At 34.4% G+C, this 22708-nt stretch carries 21 protein-coding genes; 10 read left to right on the top strand and 11 right to left on the bottom strand.

Going from position 1 to position 22708, the window contains the following annotated elements; all coding sequences use genetic code 11:
- Positions 1-64 precede the first annotated feature (64 nt).
- Positions 65-2062 carry a PAS domain-containing sensor histidine kinase gene (locus B0A68_RS05865; protein WP_051892932.1) on the bottom strand — a complete coding sequence of 666 codons (1998 nt, stop codon included), beginning with the start codon at positions 2060-2062 and terminating at the stop codon, positions 65-67.
- Positions 2063-2309: 247 nt separating this feature from the next.
- A complete protein-coding gene (locus tag B0A68_RS05860) occupies positions 2310-2783 on the bottom strand; it encodes a hypothetical protein (RefSeq protein WP_051892931.1) in 474 nt (157 codons plus the stop codon).
- 205 nt (positions 2784-2988) lie between these two features.
- Between B0A68_RS05860 and B0A68_RS05855 the strand changes: the two genes are divergently transcribed.
- From B0A68_RS05855 to B0A68_RS05845, 3 genes are all read left to right on the top strand, one after another.
- Positions 2989-3567: a Crp/Fnr family transcriptional regulator gene (locus B0A68_RS05855; protein WP_035689672.1), complete on the top strand. Its 579-nt coding sequence runs from the start codon at positions 2989-2991 to the stop codon at positions 3565-3567.
- A gap of 162 nt (positions 3568-3729) precedes the next feature.
- Positions 3730-4587, top strand: a complete 858-nt coding sequence (locus tag B0A68_RS05850) for an SDR family oxidoreductase (RefSeq protein WP_035689671.1) — start codon at positions 3730-3732, stop codon at positions 4585-4587.
- Positions 4588-4636: 49 nt separating this feature from the next.
- Positions 4637-5638: a VOC family protein gene (locus B0A68_RS05845; protein ID WP_035689669.1), complete on the top strand. Its 1002-nt coding sequence runs from the start codon at positions 4637-4639 to the stop codon at positions 5636-5638.
- A gap of 173 nt (positions 5639-5811) precedes the next feature.
- Here the strand turns inward: B0A68_RS05845 and B0A68_RS05840 are convergent, their stop codons facing one another.
- From B0A68_RS05840 to B0A68_RS05825, 4 genes are read right to left on the bottom strand one after another with little or no spacing between them, the layout of a single operon-like run.
- The gene (locus B0A68_RS05840) at positions 5812-6135 is read right to left on the bottom strand and encodes an antibiotic biosynthesis monooxygenase family protein (RefSeq protein ID WP_035689667.1); all 324 of its coding nucleotides are present in this window, start codon (positions 6133-6135) and stop codon (positions 5812-5814) included.
- A gap of 27 nt (positions 6136-6162) precedes the next feature.
- The gene (locus B0A68_RS05835) at positions 6163-6624 is read right to left on the bottom strand and encodes a MarR family winged helix-turn-helix transcriptional regulator (protein WP_035689665.1); all 462 of its coding nucleotides are present in this window, start codon (positions 6622-6624) and stop codon (positions 6163-6165) included.
- Positions 6617-7054, bottom strand: a complete 438-nt coding sequence (locus tag B0A68_RS05830; protein ID WP_035689663.1) for an EVE domain-containing protein — start codon at positions 7052-7054, stop codon at positions 6617-6619. Before B0A68_RS05830 ends, B0A68_RS05835 begins: the two co-directional genes overlap by 8 nt.
- Complete coding sequence (locus B0A68_RS05825; protein WP_035689661.1) at positions 7054-7428, bottom strand: VOC family protein; 375 nt, start codon at positions 7426-7428, stop codon at positions 7054-7056. The genes B0A68_RS05830 and B0A68_RS05825 overlap by 1 nt, the downstream gene beginning before the upstream one ends.
- A gap of 189 nt (positions 7429-7617) precedes the next feature.
- On the opposite strand from B0A68_RS05825, the gene B0A68_RS05820 reads away from it, so the two are divergent.
- The gene (locus B0A68_RS05820; protein WP_035689659.1) at positions 7618-8595 is read left to right on the top strand and encodes an AraC family transcriptional regulator; all 978 of its coding nucleotides are present in this window, start codon (positions 7618-7620) and stop codon (positions 8593-8595) included.
- Positions 8596-8872: 277 nt separating this feature from the next.
- On the opposite strand, the gene B0A68_RS05815 is transcribed toward B0A68_RS05820, so the two are convergent.
- From B0A68_RS05815 to B0A68_RS05795, 5 genes are all read right to left on the bottom strand, one after another.
- Entirely contained in the window at positions 8873-9808 is a 936-nt protein-coding gene (locus B0A68_RS05815) for a helix-turn-helix domain-containing protein (RefSeq protein WP_051892928.1), read from the bottom strand.
- Positions 9809-10270: 462 nt separating this feature from the next.
- On the bottom strand, positions 10271-13045 hold the full coding sequence (acnA, locus tag B0A68_RS05810; protein WP_035689658.1) for an aconitate hydratase AcnA: 2775 nt from the start codon (positions 13043-13045) through the stop codon (positions 10271-10273).
- A gap of 314 nt (positions 13046-13359) precedes the next feature.
- On the bottom strand, positions 13360-14295 hold the full coding sequence (locus B0A68_RS05805) for a helix-turn-helix domain-containing protein (RefSeq protein WP_035689656.1): 936 nt from the start codon (positions 14293-14295) through the stop codon (positions 13360-13362).
- A gap of 78 nt (positions 14296-14373) precedes the next feature.
- Positions 14374-15321 carry a helix-turn-helix domain-containing protein gene (locus B0A68_RS05800; protein ID WP_084679206.1) on the bottom strand — a complete coding sequence of 316 codons (948 nt, stop codon included), beginning with the start codon at positions 15319-15321 and terminating at the stop codon, positions 14374-14376.
- A gap of 129 nt (positions 15322-15450) precedes the next feature.
- Positions 15451-16371, bottom strand: coding sequence for an AraC family transcriptional regulator (locus B0A68_RS05795; RefSeq protein ID WP_035689653.1), 921 nt, complete (start codon positions 16369-16371; stop codon positions 15451-15453).
- 257 nt (positions 16372-16628) lie between these two features.
- On the opposite strand from B0A68_RS05795, the gene B0A68_RS05790 reads away from it, so the two are divergent.
- The 6 genes from B0A68_RS05790 to B0A68_RS05765 all read left to right on the top strand — a co-directional run bounded on the left by B0A68_RS05790 (position 16629) and on the right by B0A68_RS05765 (position 22689).
- Positions 16629-18428: an amidohydrolase gene (locus B0A68_RS05790; protein ID WP_035689651.1), complete on the top strand. Its 1800-nt coding sequence runs from the start codon at positions 16629-16631 to the stop codon at positions 18426-18428.
- A 46-nt stretch (positions 18429-18474) separates the two neighbouring features.
- Positions 18475-19455 (top strand): alpha/beta fold hydrolase, encoded by a 981-nt coding sequence (locus B0A68_RS05785; protein WP_084679215.1) that lies wholly within the window; start codon positions 18475-18477, stop codon positions 19453-19455.
- Positions 19456-19540: 85 nt separating this feature from the next.
- Entirely contained in the window at positions 19541-20227 is a 687-nt protein-coding gene (locus tag B0A68_RS05780; protein ID WP_035689649.1) for a hydrolase, read from the top strand.
- 96 nt (positions 20228-20323) lie between these two features.
- Complete coding sequence (locus B0A68_RS05775; protein WP_035689648.1) at positions 20324-20761, top strand: DoxX family protein; 438 nt, start codon at positions 20324-20326, stop codon at positions 20759-20761.
- Between the two features lie 83 nt (positions 20762-20844).
- Entirely contained in the window at positions 20845-21783 is a 939-nt protein-coding gene (locus B0A68_RS05770; protein ID WP_035689647.1) for a ring-cleaving dioxygenase, read from the top strand.
- 291 nt (positions 21784-22074) lie between these two features.
- Positions 22075-22689 (top strand): pyridoxamine 5'-phosphate oxidase family protein, encoded by a 615-nt coding sequence (locus tag B0A68_RS05765; RefSeq protein ID WP_035689646.1) that lies wholly within the window; start codon positions 22075-22077, stop codon positions 22687-22689.
- Positions 22690-22708 lie beyond the last annotated feature (19 nt).

Here is a 22708-nt window from a genome sequence, read left to right as displayed (position 1 = left end):
ATAATTATAAACCAGATTGAATAGGTGGTGACACTTCTAAAAATGAAGTCAATTTTTTTTAGGATTAATTTACAGTATTCATTGGAAGATAGACGTTGAATACAGCTCCTTTCTCATTACTTCCTTTAGCATCGATTTCTCCATTATGATTTTGGACAATTTTTTTGCACATAGCCAATCCTATTCCGGTGCCTTCAAACTCACTTTTTCCATGCAGTCTTTGGAAGATACTGAAGATTTTTTTTGTGTTTTCAGGCGTCATTCCTATTCCATTATCAGTAAATTGAATTTTATGATAAGATACACCTTCTTTTAAATTTGCAGACACGATTTCTTCTGGCGAAGCAGTGGTGCAGTTAATTTCAATTTTAGGTTTAACATCGGGGCGTGTAAATTTTAAGGCATTTCCGATCAGATTAAAAAACAGCTGCGACATCTGCAGCGGTATTCCTTTTATTATTGGCAGTGAATTCCATGTAATAACAGCTCCTTTTTTATCCATGAGCACATCGTAATCTTCCAGTGCAGTCTGTGCGATATTTTCAAGATTGACATCCTCAAAAACTTCTTTGTTCTTAGGTAAAGCCGAATAAGCGAGTACATCTCTAATAAGTTTACTCATCCTGACGGCAGCATTCTTTATCTTATCGATATAATTCCTTGATTTTTCGTCGAGATTGTCTTCTATTTTGCTTTCGAGCAGCTGGACAAATGTGCTGATCTTACGAAGAGGTTCTTGCAAATCATGTGAAGCAATATAGGCAAACTGTTCCAATTCTTGATTGGAATGTATCAATTGTAAATTGGTGTGTTCTAATTCCTCATTTGTAGCCGTTAATTCTTCTACAACAGCGGCGATCTCTTCTGTACGTTGCTGCACCTGATTTTCCAATTCCATCTGAACTTCAATCTGAATGGTAATATCTTGTGCAGTTCCGTTCATTCGAACTGGTCTGCCTTCAGGATCAAAGACCGTTTTTCCTTGTGCGTGCAAAATTCTTTTTTTTCCGGTTTTAGGATGAATAACAGTGTATATCTCATCATATAAACCACCAGACTCTGCACTGAGTCCCAGTGCTACTGCTCGTGCAATTCTTTCCTGATCTTCTTGCGACAGGATGGGTATTACTTCATTATAGTCTTGTTCTGCAGGGTCGTAACCAAACCATTCAATTAAGCGGTCAGAATAAGTCAATCCTTTTGTCGCTACATCAATACTCCATGTGCCCAGCTGTGCAAGTTCTACAGCACCTCTCAGGTTTAATTCAGCCTCCTCAAGTTTATTGCGGGCAATCACTTGATCTGTTGCATCAATCAAAGTAAACATAACTCCATAGATATTTCCAACTGCATCATAAAGAGGTTTATACGTGTAATCATAATAGCCAATACAAGGTGAACCATTTTTGATAAATCCGATTCGTTGTGCCGTATTTGAATAAACTTCTCCCGTATTTAAAACATGCAGGTATTCTTCAATCAGTTTAGTTTCGGACAATTCAGGAATACTATCTAATATTGGCATCCCGATAATCGAAATTTCTCTGCCAAAAATTTCAAGCATTTTTTCATTTGCTTCCCGCAGTATCATATTAGTTCCTATGTATACAAGCTTTGCCACAGGAGAATTATAAAATACTGTTCGTGCAAACTTTTCGCTTTCTTCGATTTTCAGTCTGTTAGTTACCTGAAGCGTGTTTTCTAAAACCCAGATTGCCACTTTTTTTACTTCGCCTGCACTATTTTTTAGAGGAGTATAGACAAAAGTAACATACACAGTTTCTTCTTTGCCGTGTCTGATCAATACCAGTTCAGCTTCATTTGCAGTATAAGGTTTACCTTCCTTGATAGCATTTTCCAACGCGCTTTCATAGTATTGGCGTACTTCTGCGAAAGCATTCCAATAAAAATTTCCCAATATGGCATGCCTTGGTTTTCCTGCCACGGCTATAAAACTATCGTTTACAATTTCTGCTGTAAGAGTTTCAGAATCTAAAACGCAAATGCCCACCGGAGCGTTCATAACTAATAAATAAAGTTCTTGTTCGTTTTCAATATTCATAATTATTTAATTAGGTAGGAGTGGTGAAGATTAGCAGGTTTTTTGATACTGCAAGATTGAGTAAGAAAATCAAAAGCAGCTGGTTTCAGCTTGTGAATAGTTTGGAATTCAAAATATCGAAAGAATAAATGTGAAAATTGTTTTATAGCCATTAAGCCAAATTAATAAATTATAATTGGTATTAATTACATAATAAGACATAATAATAAAAATTTTAATAAATATATAAACACCGGTTTATATGCGATTATTCTTTTTTATTTTCAAGCTCTATTTTGAATTTACCAAAGAAAGGATTGTCTGCCATTAACGAATGTCCAATTACCAGAATATAATTTCCCTTTTGATTGAGGCTGATGTTCAAATCCATTCCAAAAGGTCCGTCAGAAGTTTTATCGGGAAAAATAATTTGGTTGAAACGGATGTTTCCTTTGCCGTCAGTTGGGATAATCTTTGCTTTTAATTCGCCTGTATTTTCATTATTAAATTTAATGTATGTTTTAGAATGAATAGAATCTAAGTTACCTTCTGCTGTAAAAAGACCTTTTTCATTTTTGAAATTCATGACAATAGTATCGCCTGTTTGTTTGTTTTGTTTCTTTTCTATAATTTTTTTCTGTGCAGCAATAGTGTCCGTAACTTTAAGAGGAGCGATATTATTTTCTTTTTGCTGACATGAAAAAAAGAAAATTGTTAGTAAAAGTATTAAAGAATTTTTCATGATATTATTTTTAGCGAAGTGCCTCAAATTTAGTTCTTTGTTAAAGAGATTTGTTACATAATAGCATTTCAGATTTGTAGAATCTATATTATATTCCAATCTTCCAGAATAGCAGATCGCTGCTGTATTTTTTAATAAATTCTAAATTCAGAAATAATAAAAATCTTGATTTTACTTTAAAAACTTTTATATATTTTTACAATCTATGTATGAAATATTCCAAAAATATCTAGACGATAAAACCACGTTGACACAAGCAGAGTCTGATTATATACAATCTTTTGCTATTATTAAAAAACTGCGTAAAAAACAATATCTTCTTCAGGAAGGCGATATTTGGAAATACGATGCTTTTATAACAAAAGGCTGTCTGCGTACTTATTCTGTAGATGAAAAAGGGAGCGAGCATGTAAATAGTTTCAGCATTGAGAATTGGTGGACAGGCGATAGAGAAAGCCTGCTGTACCAACAGCCGTCTCGTTTTAATATTGATGCTGTCGAAGATAGTGAGCTCGTTTTGTTTACACATGATAATTTTGAATTGCTCTGCAAAGAGGTGCCGGCTTTTAATGCTATGGTAAATGCAATCTTGCAAAAGAGTTTTATTGCAGCACAAAACAGAATTCAGGCATCATTATCGTTTACTGCAGAAGAAAAATATCTGAATTTCATAAATAAATATCCGGGATTTGCTTTACGAATTCCGCAGACTATGATCGCGTCTTATCTTGGTATGACCCCGGAAACATTAAGTCGTATACGGAAACAAACCGCAAAAAAATAATAATATAAGGGAGCTTTTTAAGCTCCTTTTTTTATGGCATATTCAAAACACTTGATCTATATCAAGTTTTTACTTATTTCTAATCAATGTGCACGTTTGGCATTCGTCGCAACTTTGTAATGTTCAAAAGGGACAAATAGTTTAACACTAAAATTAGAAATCATGTCAAAAACAATTTTCATTACAGGTACAAGTACAGGCTTTGGTAAACTTACAGCAATAACATTAGCTAACGCAGGCCACTCTGTAATTGCAGGAATGCGCAATACAAAAGATAAAAATGAAGCAGCTGCAAAAGAATTAACCGCAATTGCCAATATAGAAGTAGTAGATATTGATGTAACAGATGATGCTTCTGTAGGTCAGGCTTTTGAAAAAGTCCTTGAAAAATACGGAAAAATTGATGTACTAATCAATAATGCAGCAGTAAGCGGTTTTGGTTTATTAGAAGGATATTCAATCGAACAAGTGAAGAGAATGTTTGATGTTAATGTATACAGCATTCTTCGTACGTATCAGGCTGTTCTTCCTTCTATGAGAAAAGAAAAAAACGGACTTATCATCAATATTACGACGGGAGCAAGCGGACACACACTTCCTTTTATGATTCCGTATATCGCTTCAAAATTGGTCGTAGAAAGTTTTACAGAGGGCTTGCAGGACGAACTAGCTGATTACGGAATTGAAAACGTAAGCATACAGCCAGGCGTTTATCCTACTGAAATGAATAATGGTTCTAAAGCAGGAATACATGCAGATAAGCAAGATATTATAGATCAATATGGAGATGCTGCAACAGAAAAATTTAATGCTTTAGGAGCTTCAATGTTTGGTAAAATGGCTCAGTTTGATATGAATCCGCAAACTATTGCAAACGGAATTTTAGAATTGGTTACTATGAAAAAAGGGGAGCGACCACTTCGTTTTCCACTTGATGCTATTGCTCAGGGAACTGATAAAGAATTTATAGAAGCACGTGCTGCAATTAAAGCAAAATGGTTAGCGGCTTACAGTAATTAATTTTTTGTCTAACAGCCATTTAAAACAATAAAATAATATTTATAAAATCATGAAAACAAATCATAAATCAAATCAAAAATTGCAGACTTCTGCCATAGCTTTACTAAATTTAGTTTTTTTCTTTTCGACCTCAGAAAAAACGGCTGCTCAAAACAACGCAGGAATTATCGGCGTAGACCATGTTGGAATTAATGTTCCCGATCTTAATAAAGGCATAACATTTTTTAGCGATGTACTTGGTTTTACGCCTGTAACACAGCTAGGTCCTATACCACTGGATGCAGGCTGGAAAGAAGCCAACCACATCAACAAGGGAACAGGAGCTGTAACCATAAAAATGATAAATGCAGGAACAGGCGCGAGCATCGAATTGTTTAGTTATGAAGATAATAAAGGCAGTCTTGTTCATCCTAATTCTGATGATATAGGAGCTTCGCATATTGCTTTTTATACAGCAGATATAAATGCGGCAGTAAAGTATTTAAAAGCTAAAGGTGTAAAAATATTGGGAGAACCTTTTCTGACTCCGTCTGGAGATACGGCTGGCGAATCGTGGGTTTATTTTGAAACACCTTGGGGATCTAAAATGGAACTTGTTTCTTATCCTAACGGAAAAGGATATGAAAAATCTAATCCGAAAACGGTATTATGGTCTCCAAAAAATCCTTCTGTTAAAAGAACAGCTGCAGATCTAGATTCTAAAAAAAATAATGAAATAGTAGAAAATCATCTTAAGATCTGGAATGAAAAAGATGAAACCAAAAGAAATGCTTTGCTGAATCAATTTTATGCAGCCGATGTTGAGATGGTCGATCGTCATTTTATTGCCGTAGGAAGTGATGAAATCAGTAAATTTATTGTAGAACTTCAGAAAAAAAATCCTGATTTCAGATTTTCAGCAAATTTGCTTGAAACCAATCATAATATAGTTCGTTTATACTGGCACTTTGGTTCAAAAGAGAAACCAGCTGTTGTTTCCGGAATGGATTTGTTTGTGATTGAAAATGGTAAAGTGCAGAAATTATATGTATTTGTCGATGAAAAAAAATAATTTTTGTTTGCAGTACAAGACAGATCAACAGCTGTAACATCTGAAGAATCATTTTTATTTAAGTAAAAAATAGTATAAATTATCTCTGTTAATCACAAATCAGGTAAGATTAACAGAGATTTTTTTAGCTTATCTAAAAAAGAAAATCGTAAGTTTTAATGAAATGTTTCAGATTATACCGAATGTGACCATATTTCGCTGCAAGTTGCAGGTTTAAAACCTGTTGCAATTGCGGCAATAGCTTTCATATGTTTTAAAGCTTCTTCATCTTTTAAAACATTTTGATAATCTTCCATAGAAGCCCATTGTGCATAATTGATAATCGTTTTCATATCATCGCCAACATGAAGATTAGCCGATATAAAACCCGAATACTTACTCATTACGTTTACGGTAATTTTTTTTAAGCTTTCTAACAATTCATTCAGTCTTTCCGGTTCAACCGTAAAAACATTAATCAGTGTGCAAATTTTATTATTGTAGTCAATTGTCGTCATAATGTGTTTCTTTTTAGATATTTATCTTTATTCACTTTTATTATCATCAATTAATTTTACCATTTCAGAATTAAACAAAGCGAGATTTTCTCCTAAAATGGAGAAAAATGCTGCATCTGTATTTTCTACTTCTGTAAGAGCTTTTTGTAAAACTTTTTCGCCGATCAATGTCAATCGAATAGTCTTTGCTCGAGTGTCGGTTTGATGTTCATGACGCGTTATAAATTTTTTTTGTTCCAGAGTCCGCAGTACTTTTGAGACCATCATTCTATCTGCATTACTTTGATTGGCAATGTCAATTTGAGTTACATTGTCATTTTCTTTAGAAAGCCACGCCAAAGCAGCGAGAAGTACAAATTGAGTATGTGTGAGATCTAAAGGATCAAGTGCTTTTTTTTGTTTTCTCTGCCAAAGCATCGTGATTTGCCCGAGCAGATAACCTGGGCTGTCGTTTGGACTTTTAAATTTAAATTCGATTTTTTCAGACATGATTTTGAAGCATTTGTGATGAAATTAAATTATAATCGTGGTAATTAATTTCAAAGAAACCAAATCTAAATGGATAACCCCAGCTTTTTTTGTTTGGAATAAAATCTAAATCTTCAATTAACGGAAGAATAGAGAGATCCTTAGATTCAAAAAAATCAATATTTCTTCTCGAAGGACAAAAGTCTTCAGAAACTTGAAACTGATATATTTCATCATCTAATACTTTTCCTATTGCTGTAAATTCCTGGCATTTATCTGGTTTTCCTAAAGTTTGCTTTCCTGAATAATAAAGAATAAAATCTCCTTTTTTCATTCTCTTTAAAGGCGCTGATTTTCCATGACAAGCCTGAGCAATTCCTTGCGCTGTACCATTCTTTACGTGATCTTTGGATGCTGAGATTACCCAGTATTTTATCTCTCGATCACTCATTATTGATTGTTTTGCGTTTGTTCTAAAAATGTAATAACATAACCGTCAGGATCTTTTGCCATTAATGTTTTGCCAAAAGGAGTATTGTTAATTGATCCTAATAATAGTACTCCTTTTTCAGTCAGCTGTTTTTGAAGTTCTTCAATTCTTTCATCAACAGTAAACCAAAGAGAAACTCCTGTTCCAAGCTCTTTGCCGTCTAAGTCTCCAATAGGTTTTCTTAGTGCAAAGCTAGCTTCTCCTTGGTTGTATTTAAAAATGCATGCTTCCGGATTTGTCATTTCTGATAATTCAAATCCTAATTTATCTGTGTAGAAAGCTTTTGAAACCTCTAAATCCCTTACTTGAAGAGAAGAGAAAATTAATTTTTTCATAATATAAATTTTTTGTTGTTGCAAATATAGTATACGCGACAACAATAACCTATTTTTTTCCTTTTTATTTTCAAATAGAATAAAACATAACCAGAAATAAGTACTCTGTAAGGACCTTTTTTTTTACTATTTCACTAAATTTGCTCAATACGTTATTTAGCATAACACGCGACAATTAAGTGGGTAAATATGAAACCAGAACTAACCACCTTAAGCAAGTTTAGAGACATTCTTGCTTTTATGAATTTACCGGTCTCTTCTTATATTGACAGCGATGATTTTGCTATCATAAAAATTCATGATATGGGATTGCAAATGCCGTATCTTACTCCAACCTTTAGACCAGATTATTATACTTTAACCGTAATACAAGGCGGAAAAGGCACTTTTGTTGTAGGAGATCATATTTATGAACTTGGTCCACAACATGTTTTTATGAAACAGCCGGGTGTTTATTTTTCAAGCGGCTGGACAGAGTCACCCGTTGGATACAGTATTTCTTTTACGACAGATTTTTTTAAGAAATATTTTCCAGAAGGCATCGAAGAAATCCCATTAAAAAATAACATAAGTGCATTAAATTATTACTTAAATAGTAATGATTTTAAGGCTTTTGAGGAAATTTGTGCGCAAATCTACGAAGAAGCTACTGTTGGATTAAATTTTAAAAACGAGATGATTTCTAATCTTCTCATTAATATTTTACTTCTGATACAACAACATCAGAACAAAATTAAACTCGAGATTCAGGACGAAAAAAATACTGCGGTTCTAACCTCTTTTTTCAAAAATATAGATCAGAATTTCAGCATGTTGATTTCAGGGAAAACCTCAACAATTTTTCGAACAAAAGAACATGCAAAAATGCTGAATTTCAGCCAGACGTATCTTTCTAAGGTTGTAACTAAAAGCTCAGGAAAGACCATCAATCATTGGATCAACGAGAGACTTATTGATGAAATTACTTATTTGCTAAAGAATACAGATAAACCAATGACCGAAATTGCAGCGTTGTTTGGTTTCGGCGATCTTAAATATTTTTATACATTTTATAAAAAGCATACCCAAAACACTCCAAATTTAGTCAGGAACGATTTTAATGCTTCAGATTCTGATCGCGTTCATATTTATCGGGGCGAATCAGTAAATATAAGACCAAGTTGGTAAACGGTTTAGGATTGTATTATTGAATCTTAGTCTTAACACTATATTTGTGAAATTTAATATAAATCGTTGGATGAAATTAAAAATTCATACAAACTTTAACACATAGAAGCATAGTCTATATTCCTAAAATATGGGATGCGATTGTATCAAAAAGAGATTAAAAGAAACAAGTTTCCACACATAGATTAACTGTGTGCATTTAGATTAGTGAAACGTTTTTTTTTAATCTTCAAAAAAATATGTTTTTATGTGTTGAAAATAATTGCACCGAAGGAATTTAATATAGACTCTTTTTACGATAACTTCCAGGGGTTTGGCCAGTGTGTTTTTTAAAAAAGATATTAAAATACGATATATAAGAAAACCCCAATATATAAGCAATCTCTTTTACCGAAAGCCTTGAATCTTTGATGAGACTTTTGGCGACACCCAAAGTTTTTTCAGCAATTAACTGACTGCCGGTTTTTCCTGTTTTTTCCTTTAAAACTTTAGAAAGATAGTTTTCATGAAGATGCTGCATTTCAGCATAATCTTTTATATAGAGGATCTGATTGACTTTTCCTTTTTGAAGCTGGTCATAATGGTATTCTAAATTTTGTTTAAAATCTTTTACAATATCTGGGTTTCTGGTTTGCGGCGTATTAATTTTGTATCCTTCCCAAAATTCTTGTTTTATTTTAAGCAGGAATCTGGTGAGTAAATTGGCGAGTATCTTTTTTTTCAGCGGTGATTCTCTGCGTAATTCGGTATTAATTTGCAAAATAATCTTTTTAAGTTCCTGCTGAAATTCTACAGTGTTTTGCAGTGGTACATGTCTTTCGAATAGCAGAAAAGGGAATGTTTTATAAATGGATATTCCAGCATATTTAGAAAGGAAATTTTCGGTAAAGCATAATCCATATGTCTCATTCATCGTTTCCCAGGTTAATTGCTGCGGTTCGCCGGGTTTATTAATAAACAGCATACCAGGTTTGGTAGCAAACGGCATTTTATCAACTAAAATACTTCCATGAGCATCAATTACAACGCCAATTGAATAAAAAGTGGTGTAAAATAAAGGGGTAGAATAGGGAAGTGTATGTTCTGGATGAATTACCTTGGAGTTGATTAACGAAAAATCTTCGTCTCCAATGTGCCCTTCAGAAAAGTTGGCACCCATGACTTTTACATTGTCGAAAAAATCGATGATTTGACTTTTTTTATTTTTTTCCATTTTCTAAATAATTTTGCATGTTATTATTCTTTTCGGGAGCAAAAAAGTATTCTAAAATTATATAATTTATTGAAATTGCCGTTTTAGAAAAGGGGAGGTATTTGATGAGCATTTGATTAGAGTTTTTAATACTTTACGTGTACTTTAAGATGTTTAATATATTTTTATTCTATTTCAGTTTTATTAAACTGTTTTATTTATTTTAAATTATTGTTTTATTTAAGGATCAAAGTTGCATAAAAATGCTCTTTAATAAAAGCTCAAATCTTGACATAAAGTTATAAAATTTAAAGATTTTAACATTTAAATAAACTTTTTGTTTTAGTTGTTTTTTTAAAGTAATGCATTCAAGTTTTTTATTATGAGTTGTTTAAAATAAAATGTCTCCAAATTAAATTAATTTGGAGACATTTGGAATCTAGAATATCAGTCGAAGATCATTTAAAAATCCTCTAATTCATTTTATAATTTCTGAAGAAATTGTCTTAAAACATATTGTAATATTCCATTATTTCTATAATATTCAATTTCAATTTTTGAATCCAGCCTTGCAATTGCATTAAAATTTATGATTTCTCCATTTTCCTTTACGGCCTTAATAGAGAGTTCTTTCAAGGGTTTAATGTCGTTTGCAATTCCTTCTATAGTAAAAAATTCTCTGCCTGTAAGTCCAAGACTGGCTGCATTTTCCTGATCTTTATACTGCAGAGGCAGCACGCCCATACCCACAAGATTACTTCTATGAATTCTTTCGTAACTTTCTGTGAGAACTGCTTTTATTCCCAGTAAAAAAGTACCTTTTGCAGCCCAGTCTCTAGACGAACCGCTGCCGTATTCTTTTCCTGCAAGAATAATTAGAGGTGTTTCGGCTTCTTTATATTTTGCAGAAGCTTCGTAAATACTCATTTCTTCTCCCGTTAGAAGATATTTGGTAAAACCGCCTTCCTGATCTGCCAATGCATTTTTAAGACGTACATTTGCAAACGTACCTCTTACCATAACTTCATCATGGCCTCTGCGTGAGCCATAAGAATTGAAATCATTTTTCTCAACACCTCGGCTTAAAAGATATTTTCCAGCAGCAGAATTTTCCTTAAATGATCCTGCAGGCGAAATATGATCTGTTGTTATACTGTCCCCAAGTACCAGTAAAGTTCTGGCGTCTACAATATCTTGCAACGCATTAGGCTGTTCCGGAAGATCTTTAAAAAAGGGAGCTTCTTTTATATAAGTTGAATCATGATTCCACTGATAATTTTTTTCTACGGGAGCCTGCAGCTGTTTCCAGATTTCATTGCCTTCAAATATCGTTGAATAACAGTCGGCAAATTGTTTCGGGGTTAAAACATCACTCAAAACTTTATTAATTTGATCGTTTGTAGGCCATAAATCTTTAAGATAAACAGGCAGTAAGTTAGAGTCGTAGCTCAGTGGTTCATTGATAATATCAATATCTACACGCCCTGCAATAGCAAAGATAACCACAAGCATAGGCGACATTAGAAAATTCATTTTGATCTGCGGATGTATTCTGGCTTCAAAATTTCTATTTCCAGACAATACCGATGCAAGTACAAGATTATGATCTTCTACAGCTTTTGCAACATGCGGCGGAAGCGGTCCTGAATTTCCTATGCAGGAAGTACAGCCATAACCTACCACATGAAATTTAAGAGCTTCGAGATCCTTTAATAAATCGGCTTTTATTAAATATTCTGTTACTACTTTTGATCCCGGTGCCAGCGAAGTTTTTACCCATGGTTTGATGTTAATGCCGCTTTCTCTTGCCTTTTGAGCTATTAGACCCGCTCCAATCATCAGAAAAGGATTAGAGGTATTTGTGCAGGATGTAATAGCGGCTATTGCTACAGCACCATCTGAAAGTGTAAATTGCTCTGAACCAATAGTTACAGCCACACTTTTGCTTCCGTTTTCTATTTTCTCATCAATCGAAATATCGTCTGGAACCGGAGCGCCGGCACTCAAAGGCTGAGAACCTCCCTCGGCAAACCAATGGGTTAATTGTTTTGCAGGTTTAGTATATTTTCTCCCAAAATTTTTATCCAGCAAATCAACAAAAGCGGGTTCAAGATTCTTAAGTAAAATTTTGTCCTGCGGTCTTTTTGGCCCCGCAATAGTGGGTTCGATAGTAGAAAGATCCAGTTCAAGAACGTCGGTGTAAGTTATCGCTTCATCGCCTGTGCGCCATAAGAGATTTGCTTTACAGTATTTTTCAACTAAATCAATCTGTTTTTCAGAACGATTGCTGAGTCTCATGTATTCTAATGTTTTTTCATCCGTCGGAAAAAAAGTAACCGTACAGCCAAATTCTGGAGACATATTTCCGATAGTAGCGCGATCAGGCACGCTTAGATTGTCAAGCCCCGATCCGTAAACTTCCACAAATTTGCCTACAACTCCATATTTTCTAAGGAGCTCTGCAATAGTCAATACCATATCTGTAGAGGTTGAACCTAGAGGAATTTTACCAGTAAGTTTAAGTCCGATTACCTCGGGCATGATAAAATAAATCGGCTGTCCCAGAATTGCTGCTTCTGCTTCAATACCGCCAACGCCCCACGCAATCACACCAATTCCATTTACCATTGGAGTATGACTGTCTGTTCCAACCAGAGTGTCTGGAAAAACTTCGCCATTGCGTTCTATAACTCCTTTAGAAAGGTATTCCAGATTTACCTGATGACATATTCCCATTCCCGGAGGCACAACATTAAAATTTGTAAACGATTCCTGAGCCCATTTTAAAAACTCATATCGTTCATTATTACGCTTGTATTCTTCATCAATGTTTTTTTGATAAGAGTATTCAGTCCCAAAATAATCTACCTGTACAGAGTGGTCAATTACCAGATCTACCGGAATCAAAGGGTTAATTCCATCAAAATTTTTTCCTCTTCTCGCAACTTCTGCGCGGAGTGAGGCAATATCTACTACAGCCGGCACTCCGGTAAAGTCCTGCATAAGAACTCTTGCGGGTTTAAAAGGAATATCTTTATCTGAAGCTTCTGGACGCCAGTTCAACAGCGTTGCAATGTTTTCTTTTGTAATAGCAAAATCATCAAAATTTCGCAATACATTTTCCAGAAGAATTCGAATGGAGAATGGCATTTTTTTAATATTAAATCCCTGGTTTTCCATCTCAGCAAGGCTGTAATAGGTAAAGTCACCATCATTGGTCTGTAATAATCTTTTAATTTGATAAATGTCATTTTGCATAATAAAGTAATATTAAAATTTTAAATTAGTTAGAATTCAGAAACAGAACAGATTCATTACTTTCAAGTAAATTATCTCCTATATGCTTTCCAAATAATATGCCTTCTAACTAAATTAAACATTTTCAGTAGATTATGTTTGTTAGGGCTGAATTTTATTTACGATATATCGTTAATTATTGTATTAGTGTCTATATATGGCATTATAATACATTTATTTCATTAGAAATTATTAGAATTAATATACCGACAGAAGATGTGAAACGCATAAATCGGTGAACTTAGAATTATTTTAGCACAGTAAATCTGCAGGAACTACTGCAGATTTTTTTTGCGATAATCTACTGGAGAATGACCTGTATGTTTCTTAAAAAAAATGCTGAAATAGGATAGATAAGAAAAGCCCAGCATGTAGGAGATTTCCTTTATAGAAAATCTTGAATCTGCTATAAGAAACTTTGCCGCATTGAGTGTTTTTTCTGCAATCAATTGTCCTCCGGTTTTCCCTGTCTTTTCTTTCAGCACACTCGAAAGGTAATTTTCATGAAGTTGCTGCATTTTAGCATAATCTTTAATATGGAGTATGTGGCTGACTTTGCCTTTTAACAGCTGATCATAATGATATTCCATATTTTGAATAAAGTTCTTTACAATATCAGGATCTCGTATTTCCGGCGAATGAATTGCGTAACCTTCCCAATATTCTTGTTTTATTCTCAGCAAAAACCGGGTGAGCAGATTAGCACAGATTTTATTTTTAAGCGGCGAATCTCTTTTAAGTTCATAGACAATCTGCAGGAGGATTTTTTTTAGTTCCTCCTGCATTTCCATTGTAGTATGCAGAGGAATCTGCCTTTCAAATAATAAAAATGGAAATGTTTTATAAATTGAAATTCCGGCATATTTACTTATAAAGTTTTCTGTAAAGCATAATCCATACGATTCATTCATTACATCCCAAGTCAATTGCTGGAGTTCTCCGGGTTTATTTACAAAAAGCATCCCGGGTTTAATGTTAAAAGGAAGCTTGTCTACAATTATTTTACCATAGGCATCAATGACAAAACCTATAGAAAAAAAGGTAGTGTAAAAAAGGGGAGTAGACCACGGAAGTTCATGTTCCCGATGGAGTATTTTTGAGTTGACAAATGAAAATTCCTCATTTCCAATATGTCCATCAGACAGCTCATTTCCCATTATTTTTACAGTTTCGTAAAAATCAGTAAATTTTTGTTTTTTATCATTTTCCATTTTCTAAATAATATAAGGGAACGCTCCACTTAAAATCAGTATTTTATTTAGGGCTTTTTGATGTGTGATTATTTAAGATTAAAAAAAACTCGATTGTTCCTGAGAATAGTGGTTGTATTCTTTTCTTATAGAACCCGGTGCATTTTGAGTCTTTGTTTTGAAGTAGCTGTAAAAATAGTTCAGATTCTTAAAGCCAAACATTTTTGCAATCTCTTTCATTGATTTGTCAGAATGCTTCAGCAGGTATTTAATTTCATCAATAAGTTTTTCATTAATCCACTCGTTGACCGTTTTGTTTGTACAGCTGCTGACTACTTTAGAAAGATAGTTCTCGTTGATATTCAATAGGTTTGCATGCTCTTTGGTACGCATTAGCGTAACGTTTTCACCAGATACCAGCTTATTAAAATTGTTTTCCATGTTTTGTCGAAAAGCCGTAACAATAGGCGAGTGTTTTTCACTCTGATTTTTCAAATTTTCAGTATTATACTTTTGTAACTGTAAGAAAAACAAAAGATTGATAATAAGATTTGCCATAAATTCATCCTTACAAGATAAAGTAGAAACAGCGGTATTATAAATTTCAAGACAGGTTTTCTCAAAATAATCCATAGTTTCTTGCGGCAGAGAACAGCTGTATCCATTTTTTGCACCCAATTCAAAAATATCATCAATGCCTTCGGGTAAATATTCTGTAAGGAAGTTTTTGTTGAAAGTAATGTTATATACCTTATCCATTTGCGTCCAGCTGCTTGCAAAAAAAGCATCAGGACGGGTGATGATTACATGGTTGGAACGAAGTTCAAAGGTGTCATTTCCGATAATGTATGTTCCAATTCCACGAGTGACTATTGTAAAAGTATAAAAAAGCGGGCGAAATGTCGGCGATTGAAAAGGCAGTGAAATCCCCATTTCATGAACTTTTAAAATCCCAAAATCATCATTATCCAGATATTTATAGACCGGCAGATTCATATAAGCGATGCAGTCTTTAAAATTACTTAATGTCGTTAATTGAGGGATCATGATATTATGCTTTTATGCAACATTATGATTATTGATATAAACTCTTTTATTTTTCAAAGTTGCATAAAAATGACATTGTATAAAAGCACAAATCAGGATATAAAATTATAAAATTTAAACATTTTAACATTACTGCATACTTTTTCTATACTTAGAAGGCGTCATGGCAGTCTGCTTTTTAAAATAAAAGTTGAAATAACGGCTGCTAGCAAAATGAAAGAGGGATGCAATTTCGCTTATTGGCAGAGAAGTCTCTGATAATAGCGTTTTTGCTTCATTAAGTAATCTGTTGTTGATCCATGCACTCGGCGTTTTGCCGGTTTTCATTTTAATAAGTCTCGAAAAATAATTTTCATTTAAATATTGGAGATCCGAAAAATCCTTTGCTTTTAGCTGTTTAGGCTGCTGACCTTCGAGTATTTGTTTGAAGTAACTGTCCAGATCCTTATAAAAAGTATTGACTACAAGAGAGATCTTGCTTCCATCATTGACAGGATTAAATTGCTGTTTAAAAACCTCTTTTATTTTGAGAAGCATAAACTCAAGCATGTTTCCTATAATTAATGCCTTTTCCTTGGTATTTAATTCCATTTCTCTTTTAATTTCTGTTGTAATGGACTCTATTTCCCTATAATCTTCTGGATTAACTTTTGTATAAATAAAGGCTTCTGAAAGTAGAAACGGAAATTCGGCATATATCTCTGAAAAGAAGTAATTATTCAGGAACGTTTCCGTAAATGAAATAAAGTAAGCTTTAGAAATATTATCCAGTGAATAATTGCGATAATGCCCGGGAGCAGTGATAAAAATGCTTGAAGACTCCAGTATCAACGCTTCTTTATTGTATCGGTGTACTGCACTTCCTTCACTGACAAGAAATATGGTAAAGTAATTAGCTTTATAAATTTCAGGAACTTTCAAAGCTTTATTTTGGTTCCACTGCTGGGCTTCCTGTATGATAAAATCTTCACATAAAGTTTCGGATATTGGTATTCCGGCCCATTCGCACGCATCTTTAATGTTATTAAATATTGGTATACTAATATCCACAGGAGTAATTTATTAAAATTAAATGATGGTAATTCAACCCTCTTCCAAATTCCCAAAAAATATATTTTAAATAAGATCAATACCGATAATAATCTCACTTATAGCGAACAAAAGTATGAGTTTATCAGTGATAAAGCCGTAAACCTGCTGAAATCTTAGTTTATTATAATTTTTAGTCGATTTTTTACAGAAACTCAGGTTTTTTTACGATGTAGTTTTGTTGAGGTAAAATACAGCGACCTATATATCAAAATCTTATGAGAAAAATAAAATATTTATCACTAGCTATTCTGTATCTATTTTTTGGATGTAAAGAAAAAAAGCAACAGAATGAAACAGCTGATTTAATTGTTACCAATGCTAAAGTTGCGGTTATGGATAAAAACCATACTATCAGTCAAGCGATAGCAATTAAAAACGGAAAAGTAGCAGCGACTGGAACGAATGAAGCAATACTGCATCTAAAAGGAGATAAAACACAACTCATTGATGCCAATGGCAGAACACTGATCCCCGGATTAAATGATTCGCACCTGCATCTGACAAGGGCAGGACGTTTCTATAATGCTGAATTGAGATGGGACGGCGTTACCTCTTTGAAAGAAGCTTTGAAAATGTTAAAAGAGCAAGCCGCCAGAACCCCCAGCGGACAGTGGGTTCGCGTTGTTGGAGGCTGGAGTCCGTTTCAATTTAAGGAAAAAAGATTTCCTACTGCCGCCGAAATTAATGAAGCCACCGGAGATGTTCCTGCCTATGTTTTGTTTCTGTACAGCCGTGCGTGGTTTAACAAAAGCGCATTAAAACAGCTTAAAATAGATGAAAACACAAAAGCTCCCGAAGGAAGTTCTTATGAGAAAGGTCCCGACGGAAAACTAACAGGGGTATTGCTTGCTGAGCCAAACCCAACAATTTTGTATGCCGGAATAGGAGCTCTGCCTGCCCTGACAGAAGAGCAGATGGTTAATTCGACTAAACAATTTTACAGAGAATTAAACAGATACGGAATAACCAGCGGTATAGATGCTGGCGGCGGCGGACATGTATTTTCTAAAGATTATAGTGCAGCAAAGTCACTGGCAGAAAACGGAGAAATGCCCTTACGACTTTCCTATTATCTATTTCCGCAGAATAAAGGAAAAGAATTTGAAGAATTTCAGCATTGGATTTCGAATAATAAAATTGGAAATAACGGTGAGATTCATCTCGAGCATGGTTATGAATTAGATGGCGGCGGTGAGTTTTTAACATGGAGTGCAGGAGATTTTGAAAATTTTTTAGCCCCGCAGCCTTTCCTTAAAGACAGACCTTCGTGGAGAAAAGATATTAAAAAAGTGATCCGCCTGCATGTAGACAGCGGATGGCCGTTTCGTATACACGCTACCTACGGAGAAACTATTGCAAACCTTCTGGATGTTCTGGAAGAAGTAAATAAAGAAACGAATGGAAAATTAGCCAAAGAGAGATGGTTATTTGATCATGCAGAAACAGTTACAGCAAAAGAATTAAAAAGGATCAAAGCACTTCATGGAGGCATTGCCATACAGGCTAGAATGGCTTATGCCGGAGAATATTTTGTTGAACGGTATGGAGCATCTAAGGCAGAATATGCACCGCCTGTAAAATTAATGCTCCAAATGGGAATTCCTGTTGGTGCGGGTACAGACGGTACACGAGTTGCGAGCTACAATCCATGGGCTGCATTGTATTGGATGATTAGTGGTAAAACAGTGGGCGGACTTCAATTAAGTGCAGCCGATAATCTGCTGACACGTGAAGAAGCACTTTACTTATATACTTCTGGAAGTGCTTGGGTATCAAAGGAAGAGAATGTTAAAGGAACTTTAGAGAACGGAAAGTATGCTGATTTTGTGATACTATCTGAGGATTATTTTACGGTGCCAGAAAGTAAAATTAAAAACCTATCTGCTGTTTTAACTGTTGTTGGCGGAACTGTTGTTTTTGCAGATAAGGAATTTATAAAGTTGAATCCTGCAATCGATAAAGCAATTCCGGACTGGTCTCCAATAAACTTCTATGGCGGATATCAGAAAAAATAAAATACTAAGTCTTCTAAATAATCCATCACAACCAAAACCTAAAAAAATGAAATCAAAACTCATAATAGTACTCTTAACCATTATTGGTTCAGCTCATGTCCGGTCTTATGCAAACTTATCCGCTGATAAAAATGTGTTTGAAATAAATAATTCAGACAAAGCATTTGAGAAAGTGGAGTACAAAACAATAACAGTAGACAGTTTGAATATTTTTTATCGTGAAGCCGGAGAAATATCCAAACCAACCATTTTATTACTGCACGGTTTTCCGTCATCGTCTCATATGTATCGCGATCTTATCAATGACCTTGCAGACAGTTACCATGTAATTGCCCCGGACTATCCGGGATTTGGACAAAGCAGTGCGCCTGCAGTAAAACAATATCAATACACATTTGATAATCTTTCAACTACGATAGAACATTTTATCGATAAACTCAACATCAAAAAAACAACTCTTTATCTTCAGGATTATGGAGGTCCTGTCGGGATGAGGATTGCAACGAGAAGACCTGAACTAATTCAGGCAATCATAATCCAAAATGCAAATGCCTATGTTGACGGACTGGGAAATCTTCTCAAACCTTTAACGGCTTACATAGAAAATAAAAATCCTGAAACAGAAAAAGCTGCCCGCTTTTTCCTGTCACCAGAGGCTACAAAATGGCAGTATTTGACTGGTGCAGAAGATCCTTCTAAAATTGCGCCGGATAGTTATATAGTAGATCAATATTACCTGGATAGAAAAGGAAATGATGAGATTCAGCTGGCACTTTTTAGTAATTACGGAACCAATATCGCTTTGTATGAAAAATGGCATCAGTATTTTGTAAAATTTAAACCGCCAATGTTGGTTGTGTGGGGAAAAAATGACGAGTTTTTTGTTTCTGCAGGAGCTTTGGCATACAAAAAAAATAATCCTACGGCAGAAATTCATCTGCTAAACGGAGGGCATTTTCTACTTGAAGAACACCATTTGGAAGTTTCTAAAATAATAAAAAAATTCATCAGTAAAAAATTGCACTGATCATCAAATGCAATTGATTTTAAATTATTGAAGGTCTCAAATATTTATTCACACAAACATTTTATAAAATTAAAACAAAACCATTATGAAAAAATTATTTTTATCAACTCTTGTTGTATTGATTTCTTTAACTGGATATGCTCAGAAGCCGGGTCCGGAATTATTAACTCCAAAAAATCATACGTTGATTTTGGTAGATCATGAGAGCCAAATGGCATTTGCAGTAGGAAATATTCCGATAGACCAGCTTAGAACCAACACTGCGATAGTATCTGGAGCCTCAAAAATTTTTAAAGTTCCTACTGTTGTAACTACAGTGTCAGAATCTTTCAGCGGACCTGTTTTTCCTGAAGTGGAAGAGTTTTATCCTAAAACAGCTAATAAGTATTATGACAGAACTACTATGAATTTCTGGGAAGATGTCAATGCTTACAAAGCTGTAACCGGCAAAGGAAATAAAACTTTGGTAATGGCAGGTTTATGGACTTCAGTTTGTATTGTCGGTCCAGCGTTATCTGCTATAAATGATGGTTACACCGTGTACGTTATCACAGATGCAAGCGGTGATGTAACGAAAGAAGCACATGATCAGGCTGTAACAAGAATGGTGCAGTTAGGAGCAAAACCAATTACATCAATGCAATATCTTCTGGAACTGCAGCGCGATTGGGCAAGATCAGAAACTTATGATGCTGTAACAAGTCTTGTTCAGAAATATGGCGGTGCTTACGGACTTGGAATACAATATGGCCGTGCTGTTATCAAACACTAAATAAAATAAAAAAAACCTGGGAATTAAATCCCGGGTTTTTATTGATAGATGAAATCATAATTTTTTGAGTATGACATTAATAAATACATTAACAAAATGAAAAATCTCTTTTTTTCTCTCTTGCGGACTAACGCAGGAAGTGACTTAAATAATAGTATACTTCTTTTTTTTCGGGTTGCTGTTTCGGTAGAGCTTATTGTTGCCCACGGATTAAAGAAGATAGGAGTAGGGACAACTTTTGCTGAGGTTGTGCCTAATCCATTAGGACTACCTGATTTTTTCAATCAGGCTTTTGCGATAAGTGCCAATTTGGTTATGCCGCTTTTTGTCATATTGGGTTTGATGACCCGTATAGCCGCTTTGCCCATATTGGCCGTTACGCTTACAGGATACTTTATATTGCATTTTAACGATCCGCTTTTAGTAAAAGATGTACCGTTTATATACAGTCTTTGCTTTTTGCTCATCTTCTTTTTTGGGGCAGGAAAATATTCAATAGACCATTACATAACCCGACGCAGGGAAGAATATTAAATAAGTATTTCTTGTAATTAGCTTAAATATAGTGAAATACAATAACTGGTAAATTCTAAATAACATTAAAAGAAAATCATTTTATGGAAAATAAGATATTGGGTATTCACCATATTACAGCAATTGCAGGTGATGCCAAGAAGAATTTTGATTTTTATTCAAAAATTTTAGGTTTAAGATTTATAAAGAAAACAGTAAACTTTGACGATCCGAAAACGTATCATTTTTACTTTGGCAACGAGACAGGAAGTGCCGGAACAATTATGACCTTTTTTCCTTGGGGCGAAAATATAGAAAGAGGCAGAAAAGGCTCTGGTATGGCTACCGAAATAGGATATTCTGTACCCGAGGGAAGTTTGCCTTTTTGGCAGAAAAGATTCGAAAACTATAATATAATTTACAAAAGGCCAGCCAGGAAATTTGGAGAAAACTATATTACTTTCCTGGATCCTGATGGTCTAAAGTTAGAACTAATAGAATCTAAAACACAAGACAGCAGAAAAGCTTGGAAAACAGACGAAATAAAAACGGATACTGCAATAAAAGGATTTCACAATGTTACCTTGACTGTAAGCAGTATAGAAGCAACTGCAGCAATCTTAACAGAAATATTTGGTTACAAACTGATCCATCAAGAAGCAGAAAGATACCGTTACGCCACAGATGCTGCAGCAAATGCCGCAATTATCGATTTGGTAGAACTGGAAGAGGAAAAACGCGGACATATTGCCGGAGGCATTGTCCATCATGTTGCCTTTAGGGTAAAAAATGATGAAGAACTTCTCTATTTCCGAAATAAAATTACGGATTACGGACTTACGATTACTCCGCAGATTGACAGACAGTATTTTCGTTCGCTTTACTTTAGAGAGCCGGGAGGAGTTTTATTTGAAATTGCAACAGACGATCCTGGTTTTTTGATAGATGAATCTCTTGAGGATTTGGGCAAAGAATTAAAACTTCCCTTGCAGCAGGAACCGTTGAGAGAAAAAATAGAACAGACACTTGTTCCTATAAATTAGTTATTGTAAAATATTGAATGTTGGTTATTTGTGGTTTTCTAAAACAGTTGTTTTAACACATAGAAACATAGGATTTAAAATATTTAGAAAAGTTAATTTTAAAAAATCTTGATTTTCACACATAGTCCCGATCCCGTCCCGAAGTTTCGGGATCAGGACTATCTGTTGAAAAATAATTACACCCAATTAGAATATATTTTAAATATTTATACAGCTTTTAGGCAAGAATCCTGCTATAATGGTATTATTTTATCCGTGGCATTTTCTTATCTTTAATTAAATTTTTCAATTATGAATTACGCACAATTAGCATTTACAGAAACCATAAAAAAAATTCAGGAAGAAGTTGGGAGCAGAAATGCTTACGAGCGTATGGAAAAAACTTCGGTTGTTGATGGACTGACCGATAACGAAATTAATTTTATCAGTGACATGGACAGCTTTTATATGGCCAGTTTTGGAGAAAATTCATATCCATACATTCAGCATAGAGGCGGTCCCGCAGGATTTATTAAGGTTATTGATCATAAGAAAATTGGAATTGTTGACTTTGCCGGTAACAGACAGTATATTTCTACAGGCAATATTTCTAAAAATGAAAAAGTAGCTCTCATACTAATTTCCTATCCGCAGAGAGCCAGATTAAAGCTTTATGCCCACGCAAAAATTGTTGATTTGAAAGATAATGAAGAATTATACAATTTTTTGAAACCCGAAGAATATAAATTCAGACCCGAAAGAATGATCGTTTTTGAGATACAGGCATACGATTGGAATTGTCCGCAGCATATTACGCCGCGCTACACAGCAGAGCAGATAGAAGAGGCGCTGCAGCCTCAGAAAGAATATATTATCAGTCTGGAAAATAAAATAAAAGAACTGGAATCGAAATTGTCAGATAAATAAAAATACTAAAATAATACTA

Source organism: Flavobacterium reichenbachii, assembly GCF_002217435.1.
Taxonomy (GTDB): Bacteria; Bacteroidota; Bacteroidia; order Flavobacteriales; family Flavobacteriaceae; genus Flavobacterium; species Flavobacterium reichenbachii.
This window is presented reverse-complemented; position numbering and strand designations above follow the sequence as displayed.

Coding starts and splice junctions, on each gene's coding strand:
- B0A68_RS05790 (WP_035689651.1), top strand. CDS start 16,629: ATGAGAAAAATAAAATATTTATCACTAGCTATTCTGTATCTATTTTTT.
- B0A68_RS05820 (WP_035689659.1), top strand. CDS start 7,618: ATGAAACCAGAACTAACCACCTTAAGCAAGTTTAGAGACATTCTTGCT.
- B0A68_RS05865 (WP_051892932.1), bottom strand. CDS start 2,062: ATGAATATTGAAAACGAACAAGAACTTTATTTATTAGTTATGAACGCT.
- B0A68_RS05850 (WP_035689671.1), top strand. CDS start 3,730: ATGTCAAAAACAATTTTCATTACAGGTACAAGTACAGGCTTTGGTAAA.
- B0A68_RS05840 (WP_035689667.1), bottom strand. CDS start 6,135: ATGACGACAATTGACTACAATAATAAAATTTGCACACTGATTAATGTT.
- B0A68_RS05835 (WP_035689665.1), bottom strand. CDS start 6,624: ATGTCTGAAAAAATCGAATTTAAATTTAAAAGTCCAAACGACAGCCCA.
- B0A68_RS05805 (WP_035689656.1), bottom strand. CDS start 14,295: ATGGAAAATGATAAAAAACAAAAATTTACTGATTTTTACGAAACTGTA.
- B0A68_RS05830 (WP_035689663.1), bottom strand. CDS start 7,054: ATGAGTGATCGAGAGATAAAATACTGGGTAATCTCAGCATCCAAAGAT.
- B0A68_RS05765 (WP_035689646.1), top strand. CDS start 22,075: ATGAATTACGCACAATTAGCATTTACAGAAACCATAAAAAAAATTCAG.
- B0A68_RS05855 (WP_035689672.1), top strand. CDS start 2,989: ATGTATGAAATATTCCAAAAATATCTAGACGATAAAACCACGTTGACA.
- B0A68_RS05825 (WP_035689661.1), bottom strand. CDS start 7,428: ATGAAAAAATTAATTTTCTCTTCTCTTCAAGTAAGGGATTTAGAGGTT.
- B0A68_RS05845 (WP_035689669.1), top strand. CDS start 4,637: ATGAAAACAAATCATAAATCAAATCAAAAATTGCAGACTTCTGCCATA.
- B0A68_RS05800 (WP_084679206.1), bottom strand. CDS start 15,321: ATGATCCCTCAATTAACGACATTAAGTAATTTTAAAGACTGCATCGCT.
- B0A68_RS05785 (WP_084679215.1), top strand. CDS start 18,475: ATGAAATCAAAACTCATAATAGTACTCTTAACCATTATTGGTTCAGCT.
- B0A68_RS05770 (WP_035689647.1), top strand. CDS start 20,845: ATGGAAAATAAGATATTGGGTATTCACCATATTACAGCAATTGCAGGT.
- acnA (WP_035689658.1), bottom strand. CDS start 13,045: ATGCAAAATGACATTTATCAAATTAAAAGATTATTACAGACCAATGAT.
- B0A68_RS05815 (WP_051892928.1), bottom strand. CDS start 9,808: ATGGAAAAAAATAAAAAAAGTCAAATCATCGATTTTTTCGACAATGTA.
- B0A68_RS05775 (WP_035689648.1), top strand. CDS start 20,324: ATGAAAAATCTCTTTTTTTCTCTCTTGCGGACTAACGCAGGAAGTGAC.
- B0A68_RS05860 (WP_051892931.1), bottom strand. CDS start 2,783: ATGAAAAATTCTTTAATACTTTTACTAACAATTTTCTTTTTTTCATGT.
- B0A68_RS05780 (WP_035689649.1), top strand. CDS start 19,541: ATGAAAAAATTATTTTTATCAACTCTTGTTGTATTGATTTCTTTAACT.